General features: G+C 39.8%; 22 protein-coding genes, 1 other RNA gene and 4 pseudogenes. 14 read left to right on the forward strand and 13 right to left on the reverse strand.

Annotated elements, in window-relative coordinates; all coding sequences use genetic code 11:
• Positions 1 to 22: 22 nt before the first annotated feature.
• The 3 genes from nadK (at position 23) to bamE (ending at position 3,159) form a co-directional block, all read left to right on the forward strand.
• Complete coding sequence (gene nadK, locus H0913_RS12545; RefSeq protein WP_181478775.1) at positions 23 to 907, forward strand: NAD(+) kinase; 885 nt, start codon at positions 23 to 25, stop codon at positions 905 to 907.
• Between the two features lie 85 nt (positions 908 to 992).
• Positions 993 to 2,654, forward strand: coding sequence for a DNA repair protein RecN (gene recN / locus H0913_RS12550; RefSeq protein WP_154602635.1), 1,662 nt, complete (start codon positions 993 to 995; stop codon positions 2,652 to 2,654).
• A 112-nt stretch (positions 2,655 to 2,766) separates the two neighbouring features.
• The gene (gene bamE / locus H0913_RS12555) at positions 2,767 to 3,159 is read left to right on the forward strand and encodes an outer membrane protein assembly factor BamE (protein ID WP_036949409.1); all 393 of its coding nucleotides are present in this window, start codon (positions 2,767 to 2,769) and stop codon (positions 3,157 to 3,159) included.
• A gap of 278 nt (positions 3,160 to 3,437) precedes the next feature.
• Here bamE and H0913_RS12560 read toward each other — a convergent pair whose 3' ends face one another.
• Both H0913_RS12560 and H0913_RS12565 read right to left on the reverse strand, forming a co-directional pair.
• Positions 3,438 to 3,731 carry an RnfH family protein gene (locus tag H0913_RS12560; RefSeq protein WP_181477349.1) on the reverse strand — a complete coding sequence of 98 codons (294 nt, stop codon included), beginning with the start codon at positions 3,729 to 3,731 and terminating at the stop codon, positions 3,438 to 3,440.
• Complete coding sequence (locus tag H0913_RS12565; protein ID WP_195848748.1) at positions 3,724 to 4,158, reverse strand: type II toxin-antitoxin system RatA family toxin; 435 nt, start codon at positions 4,156 to 4,158, stop codon at positions 3,724 to 3,726. The genes H0913_RS12560 and H0913_RS12565 overlap by 8 nt, the downstream gene beginning before the upstream one ends.
• A gap of 153 nt (positions 4,159 to 4,311) precedes the next feature.
• Here H0913_RS12565 and smpB point away from each other — a divergent pair, with 153 nt between their 5' ends.
• From smpB to H0913_RS12585, 4 genes are all read left to right on the forward strand, one after another.
• Positions 4,312 to 4,794 carry an SsrA-binding protein SmpB gene (gene smpB / locus H0913_RS12570; protein WP_006814817.1) on the forward strand — a complete coding sequence of 161 codons (483 nt, stop codon included), beginning with the start codon at positions 4,312 to 4,314 and terminating at the stop codon, positions 4,792 to 4,794.
• Positions 4,795 to 4,841: 47 nt separating this feature from the next.
• Positions 4,842 to 5,205, forward strand: a transfer-messenger RNA (tmRNA) gene (gene ssrA / locus H0913_RS12575).
• A gap of 181 nt (positions 5,206 to 5,386) precedes the next feature.
• Positions 5,387 to 6,628: an integrase gene (locus H0913_RS12580; RefSeq protein WP_181477350.1), complete on the forward strand. Its 1,242-nt coding sequence runs from the start codon at positions 5,387 to 5,389 to the stop codon at positions 6,626 to 6,628.
• Positions 6,629 to 6,893: 265 nt separating this feature from the next.
• Entirely contained in the window at positions 6,894 to 7,412 is a 519-nt protein-coding gene (locus H0913_RS12585; protein WP_181477351.1) for a hypothetical protein, read from the forward strand.
• 350 nt (positions 7,413 to 7,762) lie between these two features.
• On the opposite strand, the gene H0913_RS12590 is transcribed toward H0913_RS12585, so the two are convergent.
• The 4 genes from H0913_RS12590 to H0913_RS12605 form a co-directional block, all read right to left on the reverse strand.
• A protein-coding gene (locus H0913_RS12590) for an IS3 family transposase (protein ID WP_232368787.1) occupies positions 7,763 to 8,838 on the reverse strand; the annotation gives its coding sequence in 2 pieces (ribosomal slippage) (positions 7,763 to 8,583 and positions 8,583 to 8,838; 1,077 coding nt in all).
• A gap of 420 nt (positions 8,839 to 9,258) precedes the next feature.
• A complete protein-coding gene (locus H0913_RS18920) occupies positions 9,259 to 9,405 on the reverse strand; it encodes a hypothetical protein (protein WP_181477352.1) in 147 nt (48 codons plus the stop codon).
• 4 nt (positions 9,406 to 9,409) lie between these two features.
• On the reverse strand, positions 9,410 to 10,147 hold the full coding sequence (locus H0913_RS12600; protein WP_181477353.1) for a hypothetical protein: 738 nt from the start codon (positions 10,145 to 10,147) through the stop codon (positions 9,410 to 9,412).
• Positions 10,148 to 10,160: 13 nt separating this feature from the next.
• On the reverse strand, positions 10,161 to 10,889 hold the full coding sequence (locus tag H0913_RS12605) for a hypothetical protein (protein ID WP_181477354.1): 729 nt from the start codon (positions 10,887 to 10,889) through the stop codon (positions 10,161 to 10,163).
• 491 nt (positions 10,890 to 11,380) lie between these two features.
• Between H0913_RS12605 and H0913_RS12610 the strand changes: the two are divergent.
• Both H0913_RS12610 and H0913_RS12615 read left to right on the forward strand, forming a co-directional pair.
• Positions 11,381 to 12,251: pseudogene (locus H0913_RS12610) on the forward strand (tyrosine-type recombinase/integrase); the annotation flags it as partial.
• A gap of 104 nt (positions 12,252 to 12,355) precedes the next feature.
• Positions 12,356 to 12,940 (forward strand): antirestriction protein ArdA, encoded by a 585-nt coding sequence (locus tag H0913_RS12615; RefSeq protein WP_181477355.1) that lies wholly within the window; start codon positions 12,356 to 12,358, stop codon positions 12,938 to 12,940.
• Between the two features lie 418 nt (positions 12,941 to 13,358).
• On the opposite strand, the gene H0913_RS12620 is transcribed toward H0913_RS12615, so the two are convergent.
• Together H0913_RS12620 and H0913_RS19000 are read right to left on the reverse strand one after the other, a co-directional pair.
• On the reverse strand, positions 13,359 to 13,496 hold the full coding sequence (locus H0913_RS12620; RefSeq protein WP_181477356.1) for a hypothetical protein: 138 nt from the start codon (positions 13,494 to 13,496) through the stop codon (positions 13,359 to 13,361).
• A gap of 85 nt (positions 13,497 to 13,581) precedes the next feature.
• A complete protein-coding gene (locus H0913_RS19000; protein WP_232368788.1) occupies positions 13,582 to 13,839 on the reverse strand; it encodes a hypothetical protein in 258 nt (85 codons plus the stop codon).
• 143 nt (positions 13,840 to 13,982) lie between these two features.
• Between H0913_RS19000 and H0913_RS12630 the strand changes: the two are divergent.
• The 3 genes and pseudogenes from H0913_RS12630 to H0913_RS12640 form a co-directional block, all read left to right on the forward strand.
• Positions 13,983 to 14,246 (forward strand): annotated as a pseudogene (locus H0913_RS12630) (IS110 family transposase); the annotation flags it as partial.
• A gap of 408 nt (positions 14,247 to 14,654) precedes the next feature.
• Complete coding sequence (locus H0913_RS12635; protein WP_232368789.1) at positions 14,655 to 14,882, forward strand: hypothetical protein; 228 nt, start codon at positions 14,655 to 14,657, stop codon at positions 14,880 to 14,882.
• A gap of 527 nt (positions 14,883 to 15,409) precedes the next feature.
• Positions 15,410 to 15,718, forward strand: coding sequence for a helix-turn-helix domain-containing protein (locus H0913_RS12640; protein WP_181477357.1), 309 nt, complete (start codon positions 15,410 to 15,412; stop codon positions 15,716 to 15,718).
• Between the two features lie 197 nt (positions 15,719 to 15,915).
• Here the strand turns inward: H0913_RS12640 and H0913_RS12645 are convergent, their stop codons facing one another.
• From H0913_RS12645 to H0913_RS12665, 5 genes are all read right to left on the reverse strand, one after another.
• A complete protein-coding gene (locus tag H0913_RS12645; protein ID WP_039855100.1) occupies positions 15,916 to 16,533 on the reverse strand; it encodes a fimbrial protein in 618 nt (205 codons plus the stop codon).
• Between the two features lie 13 nt (positions 16,534 to 16,546).
• Positions 16,547 to 17,554, reverse strand: a complete 1,008-nt coding sequence (locus tag H0913_RS12650; RefSeq protein WP_181477358.1) for a fimbrial protein — start codon at positions 17,552 to 17,554, stop codon at positions 16,547 to 16,549.
• Complete coding sequence (locus H0913_RS12655; protein ID WP_181477359.1) at positions 17,545 to 20,028, reverse strand: fimbria/pilus outer membrane usher protein; 2,484 nt, start codon at positions 20,026 to 20,028, stop codon at positions 17,545 to 17,547. Before H0913_RS12655 ends, H0913_RS12650 begins: the two co-directional genes overlap by 10 nt.
• A 10-nt stretch (positions 20,029 to 20,038) precedes the next feature.
• On the reverse strand, positions 20,039 to 20,740 hold the full coding sequence (locus H0913_RS12660) for a molecular chaperone (RefSeq protein WP_181477360.1): 702 nt from the start codon (positions 20,738 to 20,740) through the stop codon (positions 20,039 to 20,041).
• Positions 20,741 to 20,811: 71 nt separating this feature from the next.
• Complete coding sequence (locus tag H0913_RS12665; protein ID WP_181477361.1) at positions 20,812 to 21,405, reverse strand: fimbrial protein; 594 nt, start codon at positions 21,403 to 21,405, stop codon at positions 20,812 to 20,814.
• A 1,495-nt stretch (positions 21,406 to 22,900) separates the two neighbouring features.
• Here H0913_RS12665 and H0913_RS12670 point away from each other — a divergent pair.
• Both H0913_RS12670 and H0913_RS12675 read left to right on the forward strand, forming a co-directional pair.
• A pseudogene (locus H0913_RS12670) lies at positions 22,901 to 23,215 on the forward strand (transposase); the annotation flags it as partial.
• A gap of 71 nt (positions 23,216 to 23,286) precedes the next feature.
• Positions 23,287 to 24,498 (forward strand): annotated as a pseudogene (locus tag H0913_RS12675) (IS256 family transposase).
• The last annotated feature ends 163 nt before the right edge of the window (positions 24,499 to 24,661 follow it).

Consider the following 24,661-nt stretch of genomic DNA (forward strand, 5'->3'; position numbering starts at 1 on the left):
AAAAAGTATGCAAAAGGCTAAGATGACACCATCTTCACAATTTAAAACTATCGGTATTGTCGGACACCCAAGGCACCCTGAAGCACTGGCGACCCATGAACTTATCTATCATTGGCTGATTTCAAAAAATTACCACGCAATAATTGATAAACAAGTGGCTAAGGATTTGAAATTAAAAGATGCCAATACAGGAACTTTAACAGAAATCGGTCAACAAGCCGATTTAGTCGTCGTTGTCGGAGGCGATGGCAACATGCTTGGAGCTGCGCGAATTTTATCCCGCTATAACAATAAAGTTATTGGCGTAAACCGTGGTAATTTAGGCTTTTTAACCGACCTAGACCCCGACAATGCCCTTCAACAACTTTCTTGTGTTCTTGATGGGGAATATCATGAAGAACAACGCTTTTTATTAGAAGCTCAAGTTATCAAAGCGAATCAAAAAGCCCGTAAAAGTAGCGCCATCAACGAAGTGGTTCTGCACCCAGGTAAAGTCGCGCATATGATTGAATTTGAAGTTTACATTGATGAAAAATTTGCCTTTTCGCAACGCTCAGATGGCTTAATTATTGCGACCCCGACAGGCTCAACAGCCTACTCTTTATCCGCTGGGGGGCCTATCCTTACACCAAATCTAGACGCTATTGTACTCGTGCCGATGTTCCCTCACACCTTATCGTCTCGCCCATTAGTTATCAGTAGCGACAGCAGTATTCGCTTAAAATTTTTACGCACCAATATTGATTATGAAGTCAGTTGCGATAGTCAAATTATGCTACCTATCCAGGATGGCGAAGAGGTAATTATTAAACGCAGCTCGAAGAGTCTGAATTTAGTTCATCCAAAAGATTACAATTATTTCAATACATTAAGTTCAAAGCTCGGTTGGTCTAAAAAAACTTTTTAAATTTTTCGCACTGCCTCTTTACTGTATAAAAAAACAGGTTAAACTGTATGAAAACACAGGTGTGTATTTAAACAGGAGAGCGCAGATGCTAACCCAACTAACCATCAATAATTTTGCTATCGTTCGTGAGTTAGAAATCGATTTTCGTAGCGGTATGACGACAATTACAGGTGAAACCGGTGCGGGTAAATCCATCGCTATCGATGCTCTTGGTTTATGTTTAGGTAACCGAGGTGAAGCCAACATGGTTCGCCCTGGTGCTCAACGTGCCGATCTGTGTGCCCGTTTTTCACTTTCTGACGCTCAAATGGCGGCAAACTGGCTCATTGAGCATCAACTTGATAATCAAAATGAATGCTTGCTTCGCCGTACCATCGCAACCGATGGGCGCTCTCGAGGCTTTATTAACGGTGTTTCCGTTCCCTTATCCCAATTACGTGAACTCGGTGCATTACTGATCCAAATTCATGGCCAACACGCTCACCAGTTATTACTGGATAATGACCATCAGCAATCCTTACTTGATGCTTATGCTAATCAGCAAGAATTACTCGCTCAAATGAAGCAAACGTGGCAAAAGTGGCATGAGTCTTGTCAGCAATTAGCTGTTTTTCAAAAACAGATGCAAGAGCGTGAATCTCGCCAGCAATTGCTTGATTATCATTTAAAAGAGTTAAATGAGTTCCTACCCGTTCAAGGGGAGTTTGAGGAAATTGACCAAGAATATAAGCAGCTTGCTAATCACGGGCAATTTTTAACTATTGGGCAAACAGCGGCTCAAATCCTAACTGAAAGTGACGATGCGAACGTCATCAGCCTTCTTAATACGGCAAAAAATGAGCTTTCTGATTTAGTCACTCTGAATCCTAAATTTTCAGGATTATTGGATATGCTGGAAGAAGCGGCCATCCAAGTTAGTGAAGTGAGTGATGAAATTAAACATTACTGCGATCAATACGAGTTAGACCCAAATCGCTTATTTGAATTGGAGCAACGAATTTCCAAACAAATTAGTTTGGCGCGCAAACATCATGTTACGCCTGAAGCTCTGCCTGAACTCTTTCAGCAATTAGTCGAAGAGCAAAATCAAATTGCTAATCAAAATGAAGATTGTGAAGCTTTAAATGCGCAGGTCATTGCTGATCACCAAAAAGCATTAGAGTGTGCAGAACGTTTACATCATGTACGCCTGCATTACGCACAAGAACTCAGCCAACTAATTACCAGCAGCATGCATCAACTTTCAATGCCTCATGGTCTATTCACGATTGATGTAAAATTTGTTCCTGAACATTTGCAACTCGATGGTGCCTGCAAAGTCGAATTCAATGTCACCACAAACCCGGGACAACCTCATCAAGCCTTAGCAAAAGTCGCATCAGGTGGTGAGCTATCTCGCATCGCTTTAGCTATTCAAGTGATTACCGCGAAAAAAATGGATACTCCGGCGTTAATTTTTGATGAAGTAGACGTGGGTATCAGTGGCCCAACCGCCGCTATCGTCGGGAAATTGCTCCGTGAGCTTGGCGAATCCACCCAAGTTATGTGTGTGACTCACTTGCCTCAAGTCGCAGGCTGCGGTCATCACCATTTTTATGTCAGTAAAGAAACAAACGGTGTAGAAACCGAGACTCACATGCAGTTACTGGATAAAAAATCCAGATTACAAGAACTTGCACGATTACTCGCAGGTTCTGAAGTGACAAAAAATACGTTGGCTAATGCAAAAGAGTTGCTCGCAGCTTAAATTTCGACAACTTTTTTTATCTCCTGTTGTCTTAGAGTCGATCTGGAAGGTTTTAAATTGTATCAATGTCGATTATCATTGATGTTCTGACTCCAAAAGGAATGAGATATCCATGCGTTATAAATTGTTAACTGCTGCAGCACTATCATTCGCATTAATGTCCACAGGCTGTTCAATGATGGAACGTCTTGTCTATCATCCGGATATTAACCAAGGTAACTACCTGACGGCGAAAGATGTTGCGAAGATTAAAAAAGGAATGACACAGCAACAGGTTGCTTATGCTTTAGGCACGCCAATGATGACTGACCCGTTTGGTTCTCAGACTTGGTTTTATGTTTTCCGCCAAGAGCTGGGACATGACCCAGTGAAGCAAGAAACATTGACGCTGACGTTTGATCGTAACGGTATCCTGACTGATATCAAAAACGAAAAAAACCTTGAAGCGCAACAAGCCATGGAAGCTGGTGAAGTTAAAGCATCAGAACCAAAAGCAGCGGAATAACACCCTATATAGTGCAATGCTTGAGCGTGTATGACTTGAGTATGTAAGTAGCTACCTGCCCCATTTAAATGATGGGATAACAAACAGGTAGTTACTTTAGTGCTTTTTTTCATCCCTTTATAGCTTCTTGCCAATACATAAAAGCGCCACCCTCTACGTTCTAGCCTATCAATCGACGCATCCATAGCACCCACAAAGAAAAACCTATAAATGAGATACAAAAAAACCGAGCTTTCACTCGGTTTCATATCAAATTGATTCGCTCACTGCGCAATATCTTATTTATTATTCTCTTTCGATTTTTCAGCTCGCTTGCGGCGCAACTCTTTCGGGTCGGCAATTAATGGGCGATAAATTTCGATTCTATCCCCTTCTTGAACCACATCATCCAATTTCGCTGGGCGACTATAAATGCCTACTTTATTTTTCTTTAAATCGATATCCGAACGCAGCGTTAAAATACCCGATGCAATAATTGCATCTTCAATTGTGGTTCCTTCTGCAACCTTCACAGAAAGCAAAAATTGCTTTTCAGGCAACGCATAAGTCACTTCAATATTGATATCAGACACGGTAAACGACCTTAGCACGAGAGGTAAATGCTTGAACCATATTGTTGGCCAGCTCTTTGAATATTTTACCGAATGCCAACTCAATCAGCTTATTGGTAAATTCAAAATCGAGATGAAACTCAATTTTACAGGCGTCAGCACTCAAAGGAATAAACTGCCATCCCCCAGATAGAGTTCTAAAAGGACCTTCCACTAACTGCATTTGGATACGTTTATTATCTTCCAACGCATTTTTCGTAATGAAGGTTTTGCTAATTCCCGCCTTTGAAACCTCAACCGATGCCGTCATTTCATCTGAATTCTGGCTAATAATTCGGCTTCCAACGCATCCCGGTAAAAAACTTGGATATGAAATCACATCATTCACAAGTTTATACATTTGTTCTGCGCTAAAAGGGACTAACGCAGAGCGACTAATCTGTGGCATATCAATTCCTATCCCCAAAAACTGCGCATATAATAGCACCATTGATGGGTTACTCAAAAAACAAAACCCGTGCAGGGCAAGAAATGCACAATCGCAAAAATATCAGTGTTGAACGATTTCATTCAACGCATCTTAACGTATAATGAATGAACTATGACAAAGAAAAAACCATATAAACCCGGTTCAGCAACAATTGCTATGAACAAACGTGCTCGCCACGAATATTCTATCGAAGAGGAGTTCGAGGCGGGTTTATCCCTACAAGGTTGGGAAGTTAAATCATTACGCGCGGGTAAAGCCAACATTGGTGATAGCTACGTTTTGCTGCGCGATGGTGAAGCATATCTGTTTGGTGCCAACTTTACGCCACTGACGGTCGCATCATCCCATGTAGTTTGTGACCCAACTCGCAGCAGAAAACTGCTTCTTAATCAACGTGAATTAGATACCCTTTACGGTAAAGTTAACCGCGAAGGCTATACCGTCATCGCTCTTTCCTTATATTGGAAAAACGCGTGGTGCAAAGTGAAAATTGGCGTCGCCAAAGGTAAAAAAGCCCACGACAAGCGTTCTGATATCAAAGATAGAGAGTGGCAATTAGATAAAGCACGTATAATGAAACATTCTAATCGCTAAGTCCTAGCTTTATAGAGTTATTTTCTGTTATACTGCGCTCACAACTTGGGGCTGATTCTGGATTCGACGGGATTTGCGAAACCCAAGGTGCATGCCGAGGGGCGGTTGGCCTCGTAAAAAGCCGCAAAAAAATAGTCGCAAACGACGAAAACTACGCACTAGCAGCTTAATAACCTGCTTAGAGCCTTCTCTCCCTAGCCTCCGCTCTTAGGACGGGGATCAAGAGAAGTCAAACCCAAAAGAGATCGCGTGGATGCCTTGCCTGGGGTTGAAGCGTTAAACTTAATCAGGATAGTTTGTTGATGGCGTGTCTATCCGCAGTTGGCAAATGAAATTAAAGACTAGACTAAGCATGTAGTACCGAGGATGTGGAAATTTCGGACGCGGGTTCAACTCCCGCCAGCTCCACCAAATTATCTTCTAAGGACGTCCTAGGAAGACTAAAAAGCCCGCTAACTCAATGAGTTGCGGGCTTTTTTATGTCCTACGCTGTCCTATTTTATCCCACCCAAGCTAATTCCTTTAGGCCCATTGATAGGCCCAACGAAAAGAACTAACATCTTTGTTGGGCCTAAACGCATGGAGATTTTTTATGGCAAGAAAAACTAAGCCATTAACCGATACCGAAATCAAAGCAGCTAAACCGCAGGATAAGGACTATCAGCTGTATGATGGTGATGGACTCACACTGCTAATCAAATCTAGCGGAAGCAAGTTATGGCAATTCCGTTACTACCGCCCTTATACAAAACAAAGGACCAAACAAAGTTTTGGGGCCTACCCAGCTGTCACACTTTCGGATGCTAGAAAACTTAGAGCGGAGTCTCGCTCATTACTGGCAAAAGATATTGATCCTCAAGAATATCAGAAAAATCAAATAAGAAACTCTCAAGAAGCTAAAACCAATACCTTTCAACTTGTTGCTGAACGTTGGTGGGAAGTGAAGAAGTCCACCGTCACAGAGGACTACGGTAATGATATCTGGCGTTCACTTGAACGAGATGTGTTTCCCGCCATAGGCGATATCAGCGTCACCGATATCAAAGCTCACATATTGGTTCAAGCGATACAACCGGTACAAGCCAGAGGCGCACTAGAAACCGTTCGCCGTCTTTGTCAGCGCATTAACGAAGTCATGATCTATGCTCAAAATACTGGCTTAATTGATGCCGTTCCAAGTATCAACATTGGTAAAGCTTTTGAAAAACCAAAGAAAAAAAATATGCCAAGTATTCGCCCAGAGCAGTTACCGCAACTGATGCAAACAATGCGTACAGCTAATATTATTTTGCCTACCAGATGTTTGTTTATGTGGCAGCTACTTACCATATCCCGCCCTGCCGAAGCAGCTGAAGCCCGTTGGGATGAAATCAACTTTGAAACCAAGGAATGGAAGATACCCGCAGCCAGAATGAAGATGAACCGAGAACATACAGTTCCGTTATCTGACGCTGCATTAGCTATTTTAGAACTAATGAAACCACTCAGTGGTAACCGTGAGTTTATCTTTCCTAGCCGTATCAAGCCTACCCAACCAATGAACAGTCAAACCGTCAATGCGGCTTTAAAACGTGCCGGATTCGGTGGCGTACTTGTTTCACACGGTCTACGCTCAATTGCTAGTACGGCACTCAATGAGCAAGGATTTCCACCTGACGTTATCGAAGCCGCCCTAGCCCACGTTGATAAAAACGAAGTTAGACGCGCCTATAATCGCAGTGACTACCTAGAGCAAAGACGCCCCATGATGCAATGGTGGGCTGATTTTATTGAGGAAGCAGATAGGAGGAGTATTATTGAAGGCGGGATAAGAGGGATATCGCTAGTTGGATAACTTACTATGTACCAGCTAAATTTAGCTGGTACCATAATAGCGCAGATCTATACATCATCCAGACGTCAGCTATGTACCATAAGCAGTCCTTATATACACTAAGGTAGAATTGTCTTCCGGGACAGGGCTGTCCAAATAAAACTCTAAAGTGTCTAATCTATCCGTAGTGATTCAGTATCATCTTCTACACCTTGAATTATAAAATTAGTTTAAATTGGGTGCTTAGATATCTGCATAATAACTATCAGACCCTTGTGGAGTATTTATGACGATTCTTGAAGAAATGGAAGCTGAAGCATGGCACATCCTAACAACCATCTATACGTATCAGCGGTTGATGGAAGGCCTTACCAATAGCAGTACAAGATATGAGCTTGCCAATCAGTTGGTAGCCCTCAATGCATTGTTGGAAATGTTGGTGATCCGTTTAGCGCGTCTTGCGGATAAAAGGAAAGATGTGAGATCTGTATCAATGTTTTTGAAACGCGGCTCGTCTTCTACTTCACCCGAGGCTGTGAAATTGGCAACTGAAAAGTTCCTTGCACTCGTAGAACCAGTATTAAAGATTAGGCATGAGCAGATTGCACATATGAAGCCCGGCACACTCAGTAGCTTCGAGTCTCGAGAACTTCCAAATGAAGCTCTGAGAGCAACTGAGGCTCTAATCGATCTCATTGACATTGCTAGAGATCACCCCCTGTCTTACACCTACCGAGTTGGCTCACAGGAGCCTGCCATTAATTTGAGAGCTTCAGTAGAGACTAGCGGACTAGTTAAAATCTAATAATTCATTCAAGTCTATGCTACTTTGCTGAGTTACTTTACTCGGCAAAGTAATTAGCTCCTCGTTAATAACAGATCCGACAGCACCTCAACCTTTTTGCTTAAGTGAATATGTTTTCACATTATTTCCTACTGCTTCAGTCATAATATTTATTTTTTCCTTTTGACGTCATGAGAAGGAAATATGAAGGGTGACTCTTTATTTCTGAAGAATGGCTTGTTATATTAAAAATCTCTTTTAGAATCGTAAAGGCTCCTGTAGTCAACGACACTGGATTTGGTGCTCCAATAAAACCTATCAATGATGGGGTGTAAATACCCCATTTATAACACAGTCATCTCGTAGAATATTTATGCCGCACTTCGGTACTCAAATGGCGTCATGTCATTGAGTGAATCGTGCGGCCGTTCGTTGTTGTATAGCTCAATCCAGTCTTCGGTTATTTGCTTCACTTCGTTCAGGTTGTTGAAAATGTAGCAATTGAGTACATCATCGCGATAAGTTCGGTTAAATCGTTCAATGTATGCGTTTTGATATGGGCAACCGGGTTTAATGTAATCAATCATAATGTCATGTGCTTTTGCCCAATTTACAAACACTTCCGAGGTGAATTCGCTGCCATTATCAACCCGAATTTTCTCAGGGTAACCGTGCCACTCAGCAAGTTGGTCAAGATAGCGTATGACACGCAATGACGGCATGCTGGTCGCAATATCAATACCTAAAACTTCGCGATTAAAGTCATCAATAACGTTAAATGTGCGGAACCTGACTTTGTTGTGCAAGCTGTCACTCATAAAGTCCATTGACCAAGATTTTCCCAATGCATTCGGTGCAGCTAACGGCTCTGGGTTACGGTTGGGCAGTCGCTTTTTGCCTTTGCGTCGCAGGTTCAGTTTTAGCTCCTTATAAACGCGATAAACACGTTTGTGGTTCCAACTGTGGCCTAGCTTTCGAAGGCGTTTAAAGCACTTCGGGAACCCCCACCGATAATGCTTGTCGATTAAAGCATTCAAGGCATCAATGATTTCGTCATCATCGGTCAGCTTTGGCTCGTAATAGTAAGCGGTACGACTGATACCAACCACATGACAGCACTTCACTACGCTTGCGTTATACTGCACCTGTAACTCGTGTGCCCAGACTTTCCGTTCTGCCACAAGCGCTAGAGCTTTTTTATGATGTCTTCTTGCATCTGTGACTTGAGACTCAACTCAGCATACATCTGCTTAAGTCGACGGTTCTCTTCTTCAAGCTCTTTCAAGCGGCGCACATCAGACGCTTCCATACCGCCGTATTTTTCGCGCCATTTATAAAACGTTGAATTACTGATGCCGTACTTACGACAAATATCTTTCACCGGCATACCCGCTTCGGCTTCTTTTAAAATCGCCACAATCTGGCTTTCAGTCATGCGTTTGCTCATCGTAAAACTCCTTTGTTTTAGTTTACAAGAAATTCTACGAGTGAGCTGTATTATTTTACGGGATAGTTACACTCGCGATTATGCCAGATTACATCACAACACGCGAAGGTGCGATAGGGCTGATACAAGCCAAGCTCTTTTGGGCTATCGGCCCTCAAATCATTGGCTGGTTTGTCGGGCTGATCCCTGTGTACTCTTTCTTTTATGGCTGAATATCTAATGAAAAATCGCAACCTACTTCGCTTATATCTGCTTATTTTAAGCTTATTCTTGATAACCAGTTGTTCAGAGTCGCCCAAAGAGGTTTTTATGCATCAATGTGTTAACAACAGTAATGCCTTTAATAAACAGGAATGTGAATGCGCATTCACTCTTCTGACTAAAAAATTCCCTGAAGACAAACTCGCCCAATTTATGGCATCAAAAATCAATACGGCACAATGATGATGAAAAGTCGATTTGTTCATCCGTTGAAGAACGTTTCATGTTATCATACGTGCAGTCGAACACCATGGCGTTAATGTTAAATCCTAAAATTAATGCTAAACCTAATACGAATTTTTTCATGAACTTACTCCTCTGCCATACGCATACTTAATAGAACGGTTAAGTGTCTCGCTAAGCTAGTCGTTTTGAATTCCATCTTACGTACTTTGGTTTCCATATACTGATTAACGTACTGGGCGCGCACGTCAGTACTCTTACTCAGGTCAGTCATGATGTCCGCTGCTTTAGTCCCAGTAAACGCATCACTGTGAGTTCCACAATAAGTATTGGAATTATTACCACGAACACAGAATTCAGTATACGAGGGAGCGTTTACCCCACCGATTTCTAACTTGATATTATTGTCAGTATAACGGGTGAAACGAATCACGCCGCTAAACATCGAACATAACCCAACGTCTGTAAACGCATCGCGAGTACATTGAATCGCCCAATCCGGTCTAGCCCTATCCCACCAGAAGTCTTTGGTGTAGCGTGTCTGCATGGTGTAACCCCAACCGTCCGTAAAGTTAAAGAAGTACGAACTGGGTTTACCGTTACCGACGGTGTACTCACCGGTTTGGACTATTGCTATCGTCTGGCGGTTAGTCAGTTTGTTTATATGGCCTTTAATACAGAACGTTTTCACATTCTTACCTAAAATGCCAACAAGTGATTCCGTGGTAACAGGCATAAGGGTTGGTTCTACTTTTACTTTTGTTGATTTGTACGCTGGGTGTACGACAGTGTTAGCATCTGTACATTCGAATGCTAACGTATTAAAACTAAAGAATAAAAATAAAGCGGTTAATAAACGTTTCATAAAGGATTCCCTTTTATTTTTGATTAGGTATGAGCATGTCTGCAATGAATCTTGCGAAGTAAGTGGTTTGTAATTGGTCGTCGGTAATAACCGCCTGGTCTGCTAAGTTAGTGTATTTAACGCGGACACGCTTACCGTTAGCTACACGTTCAAATAAACGGTAGGCTTCTTCCCCGGTCCAACCATCTGATACGTCGGTACACTCGGGTTTGTTTTCATCAATGCGAACACAGACCTCGCTGTGTGGTCTAACGGGTTGATTAACTTGCAGATACGCGTCGAGGTCATCGTTAAAGAGATACGCTAAAGGACGGTGTGATGTCATGCATTTCTTTGCATCACTGAAACCATCTTTCACACAAAATAAATACCACTCGGGTTTGTCTAAATTCCACCAAGGTGTATCTAAGTTATCCAATGGGAATGTTGCCCCTATTCCATCCGTAAAGTTAAATAGGTAACGTGCGGTGTTTCCTTTGTGCTGTACAACACCTTCTTGGATAACAGCAAGGACTTTACGTTTCGCTGCGCCTTTGTATGGATACCCTCGCATACAGTAGGTTTTAGATATCCCGTCCATTGGAGTTGTAACTGCGTCGCTGATTGGTTTAATCACATGACCCATATCTACTAAGGGCTCACCTTTATAACCGGGATAGTCAATTGTGTTTTCGGTAGTACATTCAAAGGCTAATACGTTCATGCTGAACAAGCTTAAAATAAATAATAAGATAATACGCATAATTAAAACTCCATTAATTTTTTATGAATAATTTGGTCTTCGTTAGTTAAGTGATGTAACCACCCTAATGGGTATGCTTCATGCTCATGCTCTCTTTTTTGTGAATGGCCAAATACATCAAAAGTATTATCCTTTTTATTGTTGTTTCGCGAGCGGGATTAATATTAAAAGTCCGAGAGGCAGACCCCGAAGTCATGCAGTAAACACTCTTCCTTTAATTAATGAAAGTGACTTATAACTAATTTCAAAACTATATCACTGAGTTGAGTGTCGATGGTGATGTTTTTTATTTTATTCATTAATGGAGGTTTATATGTTTTCAGCATTACTGGATGTTGTTGTCATTATTGTAAAAGCTATTCAAGAAAATTTAAATAAGGATTAAAAAATAACGGAGAGACCTCTCTTATGTACACAACCATAAATGAGAGGTCATGATGAATTCTTCTATTACTAATAATTCGCTTTCTACATCCCCATTCAAAACCATCGAGCAAGTTATCCCAGACACTGGCGATATGCACATTGAGGCAATAACAACCAAAGTATTACTCGCACCAATTAAAGCAGTTGCGTTAACGGGTAAAACAGAACTTGCGTCACGACTACAGCGGCGGATTAAGGCTATTTTACGTTATGCCGTCCAGCAAGGATTAATTACCTATAATCCTGCACAGGAGCTTGGTGGCGTCATTAATAATGAATAAAGTGACACATATACCTGCTCTTGACATAAAGCAAGTGCCAGAGCTGCTGATACGCATTAAACACTATCAGGGTAATCGACTAACTCAGTTAGCTTTACAACTCTCCTTACTCACTTTTGTTCGCTCCAGTGAGCTAAGGTTGGCGCGATGGGATGAAATCGATTTTGAACAAAAGTTATGGACAATTCCGGCTGAGCGAGAAGCCATAGAAGGTGTGAAATATGCTCATCGTGGGTCAAAAATGAAAACACCACAGCTTGTTCCATTATCCTCTCAAGCTTTAACTCTGCTGAAAGAAATTTATGAATATACCGGAAAAAGTACGTTTATCTTTAGTAGCGTAAAAGATGACAACAAACCGATGAGTGAAAATACGTTAAACAAAGCGATCCGTAAATTAGGGTACGACACGAAAACTGAACTTTGTTTGCATGGATTTAGGGCAATGGCGTGCAGCGCCCTTGTCGAATCCAGTCTTTGGGGGCGTGATGCCATTGAAGGGCAAATGAGTCACCAAGAACGAAATCACGTTAGGGCGGCTTATATTCACAAAGCAGAGCACATCATGGAGCGTACAAAGATGATCCAATGGTGGGCTGATTATCTTGACAGTATACAGGGTCATTTCATTATGCCTTATGAATTTGCAGCGTGATAATCACACGACTTACCTCCATTCATTTTCATATATCTCGTATTATCAAAGACCTTCCTCAATAACGTCTACACCTCACTGAACATCAATATTAGGGTTTTAATATGCACACTACTGCTACGGCTTCCCCATGCCTAAAATCTGGGGTTATTTCTGTTTTTATCACTAATCTAGGGAAATATAACGAAGGCGAACTGGTTGGCGAGTGGCTTGAGCTTCCCGTCACCTTAGAAGAGGTACAACACTGTTTAGCGCGTATTGGCATTGATGGGACTCATTATGAAGAGTATTTCTTGACCGACTATGAATCCTCCATTGATGGCCTTTCGTCCTACATCTCAGAATACAGCCTTTTAGATGAGTTGAACGAGTTAGCCACACAATTAGCCATGTTATCGCCTGATGAAATTGATCTTTATCAGGCGGCAATTGAAATCAGAGCTTCAGCGAGTTCGATTCATGATTTAATTCATTTAGCGGATAACTTGGATTCTTTCCAGCAATTAGCGGGGGTCAATAATGAATATGACTTAGGTTATTACTGGATAGAAGAAAGTGGTTGTTATGATTTAGCACAACTTGGGCATTTATCCCATTACTTTGACTATGAACGCTATGGACGTGATGTTTGCCTTGAACAAGGAGGAATTTTTCACAGTGGAGGATATGTTTATCATATAGGTGGGTAGATAGGACAACAGAATGAGAGTCAAGCCGCTTTCATCCCTTAAGGCGGGAAATAAAGAATGTCGTAGTCCCCCAATGACATCCATAAGCTAGAACGTTAATCAAACTAAACTCTATTTTAAGCCATCTTCACGGATATCCGTAAAGATGGCTATTATGGTATTCTTTTTTTATTTAACCCAAACCATTAAATGGATCTTTATCTTACTATGATGACAAATGCACTAGTAGAAGCAAGATAGCCACATATTGGCTTTCAACATAACACCCTATGCACCATCCCCCTAGGCATAAGTAGAATGGACGAGTGTTAATCAGGTGGCCTTGCGCACATTGCAGTTTCAGCTTTTGGTTGCCCTCTTCAGGGTTAAGCCATACACCACCCTAGACCGCCACGATTTGGGCTATTTTGGCCTTAAGCTATTCAGAATAGGCTTGGATACTTTGCACCACATTACTGGGCCAATGCACAATCACAGCAAGAAAAGCATGCTGTTGTTCCGGCGGCGCATGACGCAGAGCAAAACCCGCTTTTTCGGGTAATTTAATGAATGTCATTAGTTACCTGCTAATCATATCATCGTGACTCGTTATCTTATTAGTCAACTTAACCGATACTTTCATTATTGGCCGACGTTTGATGTTAAGTCGTTGGTTGAAAATATTGTGTATAAATTAACATTGCCTTCTCTTTTAAAACACCGTGAGTCACCTCAGGCTTAAAAGGGCTTTTAGCGAAAATCTCACCACTGCATAACATGATGTTAAACCCCGCAATCTCAAGTAGCTCATCATGAGAAAGGCTATAAACCATCCGACCTGATTGACTCCATACCATCGCACCGGAACACATACAACAGGGCTCACAACTGGTATACAGCGTGTACTCAGATAAATTCATGATTTTATGTAATGAACGTATCCCATCTAACTTGACTAGGCGCACAAAAGATGAGCAGTGAGGTGCGGAGCCTCATAGATTTCCGGTATCATAGTGCCCAATACGGGATGCATAAAGCTCCCTCAGACTGGAGACTCCACAACATGAAATATACACCGATTGGCGTTGATATCGCAAAGCATTTGATCCAAGTTCACTTCATTAATGAATATACAGGTGAAGTGTTTGATAAACAGATCCGTTGTCAGGATTTTCTGACGTTCTTTAGTAACCGGGAACCTTGCCTGATTGGCATGAAGGCCAGTGGAGGCTCACAGCACTGGGTGCGTAAGTTGAAAAAACAGGGTCATGAAGTGCGATTATTGCAAGGCCGTTTTGTAAAAGCATTCGTCATGTGTCACCGATCATATCAGTATCAGACCGTATTAATTGCTGACACTGATAAACATTAACGCTTAAAAAAGGGTGAATACTGAAAGGTTGCTCTGGTGGCTTGCGTGATGACAAAGACAAGCAAAACCGGAACTCACTAAAACTGAATGATTTTTTGAGCTTGAAGCTCGCAGAGGAAATGAGGTGTGAGTCAGTGGATTACATAGGGGCTCGCAGCTTTACGGCTGCAAAAAGCCGGATATAAAGCTGCAACCTACCCGTCAATGTCAAAACAATGGATGCTGTTGCAAACGGGATGCGTTCATATAATAAATCATGATTAAATACGTATTCATTTTCATGACTTTTTGCCTCAATCTTATCGCTAACGCCTTTAACACGAATGTATTTGATACCGCTATCGATAAAAGTGGTTTACACCAATGTGTAATAACCTAGCGATTACCGATAAGGATTGTCGTGTTGACGATTACCTCGAGGGACGTTATGTCGTCACGAGCACAGTGAATCTGGGCGCTAAATGCGCCTTCGTGATTGCCGAAGTGATTGATAGTCAAACAAACCAACTATTCAGTACCTCGACTGGCGATTGTGAAGACGGCCCTCTCGATACCTATTACCGCTTATCCCGTATTAACAAAAAAGTGTAACTGGATGCTTACAGCCAAGGAAAACACATTGACCATAGGAGGTTATCTTTCAATGAAACATCGCGCATTAAATAGCCTTCCTTTCGTGGGAATTATTGCTGTCGTCACGTTGAGAATTTATTACGACGAACAAACTAAACCAACTTATCGAGATTGTGTTGAGCTCAGCTCCGCTCATCTCCTGCCAATATGCTTCAGATTTATGAGCAACCCGATAGAACGTCCAAGTCTATCAACTATCAGCTCACATCAGGAAAAGAACAATTCTAGATCGCTAAACGAACAGCTGATGAACAATGGATGTTATTGGGTGATCTCCATTCATGAAAATACGCACTCACTATTACATATGTAAATTATCAGCACCTGATGATTCCAACTAAAAAAATCACTCATTCTCTATCAGACATACACAAATTAAATATTGTCGACATTGAAATTAATTGTTTTTTTAATATTTTATATATTGTATAATTTTATTATGCATTAGCATTCACTATAATCCCGTTATCAATCGAGGGTGTCACATGGACATTCATTGTTTTATTGGAATCAAGATAAAAGCAAGGCGAAAAGAATTAGGGCTCTCGGGTGCTAATTTAGCCAAAATATTAAATATTAGCCAACAGCAAATATCTCGCTATGAAAACGGAATCAACAAAATACCTTTAAATCATCTAGTTAGTATAGCTATCGCCTTAAAGTGCCCTATAGCCTGGTTCTTTCAAGGCTATATTTCTGATGAGTATTATTCAATTCAAGATAATAATATGGGTATCAAAAATCAAGAGTTAAAATATACCGCAGAAAGCGTTATCGTCCATAATAAAATGTAATTTAATATTTCATTTAAAATTATCATGGTTTTCATTACTCTTTTTGCACTATACAATCATACTGTCAAAATTTGAAATAAAATATAAAAATAACATAGCAAATTGAACGCTATGTTATTTTTATTTTATTATCTAACAATAAAAAACACTCCTAACTATACATTAGAAGTGTTTTATTTATTTTAAATTAAATATTTTTAATTATACTGTACTTCATAAGTGGCATAACTTGCCATTAAACCTGTTGTCACCGTTTTAGGGGATCCTGTTGTATACCCGATATAATATTGAAATATAGCATCCTTATTATCGGAAACTTTAGGAATGATTTTAAGCTGAGCAGGATCAGCAGGCACAATCTTATTATCTGCATCTAACGTTGTATTATTATTAATCGATAGTGCAAAATTAATATTTTGAGCTCCATCTGCTAACATATTTTTTAGCAACCCTGATGTTTCAAAATTAGTTTTAGGTACCAAGTAACCATTTGACCACGCTACACTAATTTTATTTAAATCAGCGTCAACGACTTCACCATTATGACTAATCGATTGGCACTGTGATAGTTTAATGGTAAACATTTTAGGCTTCATATAAGCCCCGCCTTCACTATTATGAATTTCAAATAATGAAATGGGAGCTAGATAAATATTCGCATCACTACCTTGATCGTTAACTGAAATCTCACAAGAAATATCAACGACTTTCCCTGCGAAATTGACCAGACCTTCATCATAATTTGCTTCCAACGCAGCGGTAGCATTTGCACAGCTCAACACAAACAGGAGCATTATCAGTAACCAGTTTTTCATTAGGTATCCCCTGTTAGTCATAAGTAATATTGAATAACATTTTAGCTTCAACTTCACCGGCAGAAATTTTTGAGCCAAACTGATAATAACGAGCGATATAATTCATACGAATTTCTTTATCTTGCGCGCTAGTTAACTCACCGACCTTATAAATTTTGCCCCATTCTAACTCTTTGTTCTTATCCGTTAGTACTTGAACACCAATCCCCTGAGCCATAGAATTTTTTGCCGCATTATCTAATACACCTTTATTTATTGGGGTATTAGGTGCTTTTGTTCCACCAAAGGTCATATTCACGGCAATAGAATCAGGGGAAATGCTGATCCCACCATTGCAAAGTAAATTAATTGGGAATTGTTTTTCACCAGTCGTTGTTCCTACACCTCTAAACTCTGTACGGTTCACCGGCGGTAAGATCACATCTTGATTTTTACCTGTGGTAATTTTACAAGAGGGTGACACGATGGTAATAGCATCCGCTGATAAATAGGTAATGATTGCAGGCTCAACCGTTTTAGGGTTATACCCATAACGGGTGTACTCCCCTTGAGTTATGCGCCCTGAGCCCGTATTTTCTGCCGTTTTGATAATTTCTAAACTAAAGGTTGAACCTGCTAAATATACGTTTAGTTGGTCCTGACTATTTCCTTTAACTTTAAATTTATCAGGATAGGTCATTGATACTGCTCCCATCCTTTTAAAACGTAATCCAATACCAGGAACGTTAGTGTTATAAACTTTATCAGCCCCTTCCGTTACTCCTGATGCCGTCACTACCGCATCAAGAAGAGTTCCGCCATAACATTTAGCCCAATATTTACCCGTTTCTTCCATTGACCAAGTTTTTGATTGGATCACGCTACCAACATCTAAATCCGGAGAAACAACTACACGACCAAACTGCATGTCAATACGCTCTGCAGCAACACTCATGTTTCTTGTACAGGTTGCATATGCAGGTATACTTGATAGCACTGCCGCCAGCGCTATCCCATTACGTAAAATCACATTTATCGACATATACTATCCTTACTGGTTCCGGCTTCCAGAGAAAATACGCACTGACCGTTATCCCATTTCACATAAGCATTTTTTGCTTCTTCATTACTAATAAATACTGTACCGCCTTGTCCAACTACACCAATTGATTCGCCTTGCTGGTTAGTCACTTCAGCGCCGAATGGCATTGGTTTTTTATCGAGACGTACAACATTAAAGGTACGATTGCGCTCAACTTTTGTGCCAAATTTTACTTTAACAATACTGCCTTCATATGGAACCACTTGTTCGGAGGTATTATTAAACACAATATCTTCAGGGCTCCCTTTAGGGTCAATTTCAATATTGTTGATGCGATAAGGTCTAACATAAGGTGCTAAAGCATAACCCCCCTTATTCACCCGCACACCCGGCGCACTTGTAATTGATGCCCCTTCAGCCCCTTCGGCTTCAATCAAAGCCATCGTCGCAGACGTATTTGGTGTAAGAACCACACCGCCCGAATGTATAACGACAGAGCCGTTAGCGCCTAAGCCATATTGCCTATAACCTTCGCCTTGGCTGTAGTTAGCATTGGTATTAACATACGGTGAACGATAACCAGTGTTCATTGCAACACTATACTCACCACCATTTGCTGCCGCAGTGTTGAGCCCGTAAGTCCAGTTATTTTCGTCATCAAATGCACCATTAACCCCAAGCTGAGTAGAGCCAAATTTTTCGTTATTAAACGTTGTATTTGATGTTAGTGTCGTGCTTCGGCTATCGCCATAATAAAGGGGAAGATTAATATTTAAGCTAATACGGTCATCTTTCTTTCCATTATTATTGTCCGAATAAACACGCATAAAGTTAATAGAATAAGAAACTCGTTGAAATTGATTGTTGTAGCTAAATTGATATTGCTTTTCCGTTCCTGAACGTTCCCAATAACTAGAGATACGCCCAGTAAAATAAAGTCCCCCAAACCCTTCAGGCAGATTTTGGTTTACCGTATAGCTAAAACCATTCTTTTCGCGCCATCTGTTATTTGCAATACCACGTTTATCATAATCAATTGCATATAATGCATCGTTTACGTTGAAGTAATCTTTCGTTGAATAACGATATGCAGCTAGCGAGATATTCGTATCTGTTTCAGTAATTAAACGGTTAAACGTTACTCGATAACTTTGACCATTATCGGTACGGTCTTTCAATGCTGTTCGTGATTGTGTAACGTCAACTGCAACAGCACCAATACCCGTATTTACACCCGTCCCAATTAAATAGGCTTGATAATCATCAAACGCAGTCACTCCACCATAGAGTGAAAAGGTATTATTTAAGCCATGTTGAATTGCTCCCTGCACAATATACGGGCGATTATGCAAACCATCAGTATCTGATTTCCCCGCAGCGACTTGGTAACGAGTAAACCCTGGGCGTAACAGTTGTGCTAACGATGAATAAGGCACGCTAAAGCTACTTTCACTACCATCTGCTTCTTTCACCGTAACATTTAAATCATTACCGTAACCCGATGGATAAACATCGTTCAATACAAACGGTCCGGGTGGTACTGAGGTTTGATAAATAATGGAACCGTTCTGACTAACAGTCACCAATGCATTACTTTGTGCGACACCACGAATTTCGGGTGCATATGATGTCATTCCATCTGGATACATGCTGTCATCAGTAGCAATTCTTGCCCCGCGTAACCCAATACTGTCAAAAAGATCACCATCCGTATAAAACTGGCCGGCAGTCACTTTTGATTTGATATCAGCAATCGGCTTTTGCAGATAGGTTTGGTTACTGTTCCAACTCGTACTTCCTGAACGCTGCCAACTTAAATTACCAATATGTTTTAGTAACCAGCCATCAACTGATAAACCTGCATTAAGTCCTAAATAAGCACTGGCATCATTTTGACCTTGAGAACCGCTAGTATGGCTATCATAATAATTGGCCATATACGCTAAATTTAACGCAGGAATACCTTTTTCCCAAAATTGCGGAGCGACATAACCACGTGATAAACGCTGCTCGTAAATTTGTGGAACTGAAATATCTAGACGTAGGTTCGAAGAACTGAAAGTATCGTTTACGTCCTTCATTGCATTCCACTCATTCAACGGGGAACAAGTAGACTCTTGCGCATTTAATTGCGGATTTAATTTTTCTGAATTAACGCCAAAATTACTCAACATAGCGGGTGTATAACAGACACCTAATTTGCCATCTTTTTGTTGAACAACATTTAAATCATAGCGACCTTTCCAATTACCGTTAGTATATACATCAACAGAGTACTTACCTTCACTGATTGCAGTCGTGTTGAAGCGTTCTAAATCAACATTATCTTTGCTGCCTACTATGAACCCACTATTAAATTCGTAGGTTGTGCTTTCAGCACTCCATGCATAAAATGTTGGCATCATACATACGGTGACGAAGCAGGTCACAGAGAGTGTATTGCTATATTTATTTATTAACTCTCGCTGTTTCATTTTTTCTATCCTATTTAGCAGTCGTTTTTACTGCTATATCCGCACCGTAATCATTGATATTGTTCAAAACAACACTTTCACCTGCTCTAATTGCTTTTTTCAATACCACTGAAGTTTGACTTTTAGGTGCTAACATTACCGCCTTATCCGTTAATCCATTTTTGCCATCGGTTGAAATTTTTGTAATGGTAATAAAAAATGGCGTAGGATTATTAATAATCAGATTATTGCCATTAGCATTCACAACTAATTGTTCTGGTGCTAATTCACGACTACCTAACCCAACAGGGCGATAGATAAATTTAAATCGAGAACGAATTGCTAGCTGTAAGAAGTTTTGATCTTCCTTTCCTGCTGTTTTTACTGTTGGTGGAATATCTAAGATATTCAGCCACCATAAACTTTCCTTATCTTGTGGGATCCCATTTTTATCCATCAATTTAATGCGTAGTGTTTGACCACCTTTTGCATCCAGACGGGATATTGGAGGTGTAATTTGAAATGGTGTTTTTATTGTATCTGGAGTTTCCGATGCATCACCGGTATCTAACCATGCTTGTGCGACCGCTGGCCTATCTGCCGTATTATTTAATTGCACGGTAATTTCTTTTTCATTTCCAGGATAAATAAATCGCGTGCCGTTAACAATAATATTATTCGCTAACGAAGATGCACTGAAAACGAAGCAGAAGAATAAAACAATTGCTTTCATTTGAACCTCTAAATAAAAGCGGCAGTAATCACTACCGCTTAGATAAATATTACTTTTGAAATAAATAAATATTATTCGTAAGTAATTTCGTAAGTTGCATAACTTTCTACGATACCAGTTGTAACATCTTTAGGCGTTGAAGTTGCATATCCTACGAAATAAGTGAAACGGCTACCGTCAGTAATTTCAGTTATTGTTGCTTTAGGTTGCTTTGCACTATTAGGATCGATTTTATTTTCTAACTTAGAGCTAGCATCTGTTGCTAAAACTAATTGTATATTTTCAGCTCCGTCCGCAGCACCAGTAACAGTGTTAGCTAAATAACCAGCATTAATACCTGAAGCACCATTTAATACGTTACCACCAGTCCAGTTAACGTTTAAAACCGTATTATCGTTAACACCTTGACATTGTGTTACATCAATAACAAATGGTTTTGCTTTTAAATAAGTATTTGCACCTGCTTCTTGAACTTCTTTTACTGAAACTGGCGCCAAATAAACTTTAGCATCACTACCTTGACCATCAACTGAAACAGTACAAGAAACGTCTGTCACTTTACCATAAAAATTAACTTGACCACCGCCTGCATTTTCAGTTGCAGCGTAAGCAGATGATGCACCAATAATTGCAGTAGCAACTGCTGTCAATAATACTTTTTTCATTATCATTTCCTAGTATGAAGGTTTTATTATTACATTTTAAAGAACTTATTTAGTATCACACTATTATTTAATAAATAATTAACACAGGGAACCGACCATATATTAAATATGGTTATACACAAATCATTCGATATAATTTAATACCTGGTAATAGTTTAATTAATAATATTGCTTTATCTCAATGAGTCCATTTTTGAATTAATAATCATAACTTGATCTATATGATTTCGAACAGAGAGTACATCAAAACTTAAATTAAATTAAATCGTTTTTTTCTCAGATACTAAGCTTTTTGATAGCTAAAAACTATCAAAAGCTTAGTTTATACAATATTACTGATTAGTTAAATTCACCAAATTACACGAATCGCGACAATACATTAAATTAATAATTTAATATCTGCATCAAGGAAAGGATTAATATTTAAAAATAAACTTAATTTGATATATTATAAAAAGCAAACCCACCAATATAACTCCAAATAAGAGCATCAAAATATTACATAGATACACTAAATTTATATATTCACCATAAATACCAGTCTAATTCGTACAGTAACGAATCAATTAAAATAAATTTATTTTATAATTTTGCCAACTCAAGATTAGTGATGTTTATCAATTCATTTATTATATAATGTATACACATCACATTTTGACTCATGACGCGCAAAAGGAGTATTCTTGTGCTTGTAGATGCAAAAACAATGATTACAGATAAAATAACCATTTTAAATGCTACAATTGGAATTTAACCTTAATCACACCCAACTAAATAGCAGAATTATTTACTTTAAAAATACATCATTTCAAAAATTATTTTTAATCCGCAATTTTATCTCTTGCTATGCGTAAAAATACTTTATTTAAAATAATCATTTTCTACTCTTTTTGTTAGTAAATTTTATCAATTAATTTAACTAGCCTTCAGTTTTACTTGATTGGATTTTATTTATTCAAATTAATTTGAAAGTGTAACTATTTGATTACTAATATTAAAAAATAATTTAATTCTAGAGTATGAGCAACTAACTGTAATACGCCAGACGACCTTAAGAATACTCCTAAAACTCACATAATGAGCATAATGAGCATAATGAGCATAATGAGCATAATGAGCATAATGAGCATAATGAGCATAATGAGCATAAACCGCGTATTATTTCACCAAACAAAATAGACATTCAAAAAAAGATTGAGCAGCATAAACAAATTATAATCTATCTAAAAATGTAGTCGTTAATTGTCAAAATAGCCATATAAAATACATTTAATTTAGGCCATAACATAAAATACACGTCACATCTTGATCATCCATAATCTCCCAAAATGAGAGCAAGGCCTCTTACCGTTTTATGTATAGTTTATTCTGTAACCAAACCTATGATCTGCTTTAATCAAACAGGACACTTTAATAATGGAATATAATCCAATTATTGAGGTGTTAAATGAAAAAACGAACAAATAGGTTTTATACCGCATAGTTTAAGCAAGAGGCGGTCGCATTAGTCACCGAGCAAGGTTATAGCTTGCCAAAAGCGGCAGATACTTTAGGGATCACCGATCAATTACTTTATAACTGGAAAGCAAAATTCGATGCTGAGCAATCTGGTAGCAGCATAAATTCTGATGAGAGAGCTGAGCTATTAAGACTTCGAAAGAAAAATAAAGAACTTAGGATGGAGAAAGAGATCTTAAAAAAAGCCAGCACTTTCCTACTAAAGAAAATCAAAAAGCTTTTTAAAACGATGAAGCAATTATTTTCACAGTTTCCCGTGCTGAAGCTCTGCAAGTTAATGAAATCAAAATGAGGAAACGTTAGGGAGTATAAAATAAACCGTGTAAATGGCATTTTAGACTCAAACCCTAAGAGGATAATAAAATGCCTATCAGTAATGAACTCATTGACCAATTACTCCAGGATTTCCACTCTCCCGAATATTTACTAGGTGAATCTGGTTTGCTTAAGCAACTCACGCAAAAACTCGCTGAGCGGGCTCTGGAAGCTGAAATGGCAATGCACCTGGGGTACGCTAAACATGCCCCTTCCGGGAATAACTCCGGTAACTCCCGCAATGGCGTATCCACCAAAACAGTGCGCTCACAACAAGGCGAGTTGACGTTAAGTGTTCCCCGTGACCGCAACTGCACCTTCGAACCTCAATTAGTGGGTAAAGGACAGAGAACGTTAAAAGGGTTCGATAACCGTATTATTTCCTTGTATGCAAGAGGGTTATCAACCCGTGATATTCAGGATCATTTCAATGAGGTCTATGGTGTTGGGGTCTCAGCGGCTTTCATTTCTCAGGTAACTAACGCCGTCATGGATGAAGTTAAATGCTGGCAAATGCGGCCCTTGGATGCGTTATATCCGATTGTTTACCTTGACTGTATTGTTGTAAAAAACCAAGACTCCGGGGTCGTCAGTAATAAATCCGTCTATCTGGCTCTGGGCATCAATCTTCAGGGTGAAAAAGAGCTTCTTGGGATGTGGATCGCCAAAAATGAAGGGGCTAAATTCTGGCTTTCAGTGATGACTGAACTGAAAAACCGGGGATTACAGGATATTTTCATTGCCTGCTGTGATGGTCTGAAGGGATTTCCCGAGGCAATTGAAGCGATTTACCCCCAAACCCAAGTACAGTTGTGCATTGTTCACCAGGTCCGTCATTCCCTGCGCTATGTGGGCTGGAAAGAACGTAAAGCGGTCGCTGCTGATCTCCGGGCTATTTACAACGCAGTTAATCTGGAAGCCGCAGAAGAGGCTCTGGAGGCTTTTGCCAGCGGATGGGATGACCGATATCCCACTATCAGCCAGTCCTGGAGGAATAACTGGTCAAGATTGATTGTGATTTTTGATTTTCCCCCGGAGATCCGCAAAGCCATCTATACCACGAATGCCATCGAATCGTTAAACGCATCCCTGCGTAAGGTGACCAAGACACGGCGGGTGTTCCCGACCGATGAATCGGTGTTCAAACTCCTGTATCTGGCACTGTATAATATCTCGGCAAAATGAACCATGCCAATCCGAAATTGGAAGCCTGCGATGACACAGTTTACGCTCATGTATGGCGATCGGATTACTCATTAACCATGAAGCCATTTACACAAAAAACTTTACAGTCCCAAACGTTAAATTACCAGCTGAATCCTTAAAGGAGGCAAAATTAAACTACCATTGACAACCTCTTCAATAACATCACTTTTTAACACTCCAAACCAGATTATCAATATTTAATTTTAATATGATTACC

Source organism: Providencia rettgeri (assembly GCF_013702265.1).
GTDB lineage: Bacteria > Pseudomonadota > Gammaproteobacteria > Enterobacterales > Enterobacteriaceae > Providencia > Providencia zhijiangensis.

Excerpts from the sequence above, each read along its gene's own strand:
- nadK (WP_181478775.1), top strand. The coding sequence starts at position 23 with ATGACACCATCTTCACAATTTAAAACTATCGGTATTGTCGGACACCCA.
- recN (WP_154602635.1), top strand. The coding sequence starts at position 993 with ATGCTAACCCAACTAACCATCAATAATTTTGCTATCGTTCGTGAGTTA.
- bamE (WP_036949409.1), top strand. The coding sequence starts at position 2,767 with ATGCGTTATAAATTGTTAACTGCTGCAGCACTATCATTCGCATTAATG.
- H0913_RS12565 (WP_195848748.1), bottom strand. The coding sequence starts at position 4,158 with ATGCCACAGATTAGTCGCTCTGCGTTAGTCCCTTTTAGCGCAGAACAA.
- smpB (WP_006814817.1), top strand. The coding sequence starts at position 4,312 with ATGACAAAGAAAAAACCATATAAACCCGGTTCAGCAACAATTGCTATG.
- H0913_RS12580 (WP_181477350.1), top strand. The coding sequence starts at position 5,387 with ATGGCAAGAAAAACTAAGCCATTAACCGATACCGAAATCAAAGCAGCT.
- H0913_RS12585 (WP_181477351.1), top strand. The coding sequence starts at position 6,894 with ATGACGATTCTTGAAGAAATGGAAGCTGAAGCATGGCACATCCTAACA.
- H0913_RS18920 (WP_181477352.1), bottom strand. The coding sequence starts at position 9,405 with ATGAAAAAATTCGTATTAGGTTTAGCATTAATTTTAGGATTTAACATT.
- H0913_RS12600 (WP_181477353.1), bottom strand. The coding sequence starts at position 10,147 with ATGAAACGTTTATTAACCGCTTTATTTTTATTCTTTAGTTTTAATACG.
- H0913_RS12605 (WP_181477354.1), bottom strand. The coding sequence starts at position 10,889 with ATGCGTATTATCTTATTATTTATTTTAAGCTTGTTCAGCATGAACGTA.
- H0913_RS12615 (WP_181477355.1), top strand. The coding sequence starts at position 12,356 with ATGCACACTACTGCTACGGCTTCCCCATGCCTAAAATCTGGGGTTATT.
- H0913_RS12620 (WP_181477356.1), bottom strand. The coding sequence starts at position 13,496 with ATGACATTCATTAAATTACCCGAAAAAGCGGGTTTTGCTCTGCGTCAT.
- H0913_RS19000 (WP_232368788.1), bottom strand. The coding sequence starts at position 13,839 with ATGAATTTATCTGAGTACACGCTGTATACCAGTTGTGAGCCCTGTTGT.
- H0913_RS12635 (WP_232368789.1), top strand. The coding sequence starts at position 14,655 with ATGTGTAATAACCTAGCGATTACCGATAAGGATTGTCGTGTTGACGAT.
- H0913_RS12640 (WP_181477357.1), top strand. The coding sequence starts at position 15,410 with ATGGACATTCATTGTTTTATTGGAATCAAGATAAAAGCAAGGCGAAAA.
- H0913_RS12645 (WP_039855100.1), bottom strand. The coding sequence starts at position 16,533 with ATGAAAAACTGGTTACTGATAATGCTCCTGTTTGTGTTGAGCTGTGCA.
- H0913_RS12650 (WP_181477358.1), bottom strand. The coding sequence starts at position 17,554 with ATGTCGATAAATGTGATTTTACGTAATGGGATAGCGCTGGCGGCAGTG.
- H0913_RS12655 (WP_181477359.1), bottom strand. The coding sequence starts at position 20,028 with ATGAAACAGCGAGAGTTAATAAATAAATATAGCAATACACTCTCTGTG.
- H0913_RS12660 (WP_181477360.1), bottom strand. The coding sequence starts at position 20,740 with ATGAAAGCAATTGTTTTATTCTTCTGCTTCGTTTTCAGTGCATCTTCG.
- H0913_RS12665 (WP_181477361.1), bottom strand. The coding sequence starts at position 21,405 with ATGAAAAAAGTATTATTGACAGCAGTTGCTACTGCAATTATTGGTGCA.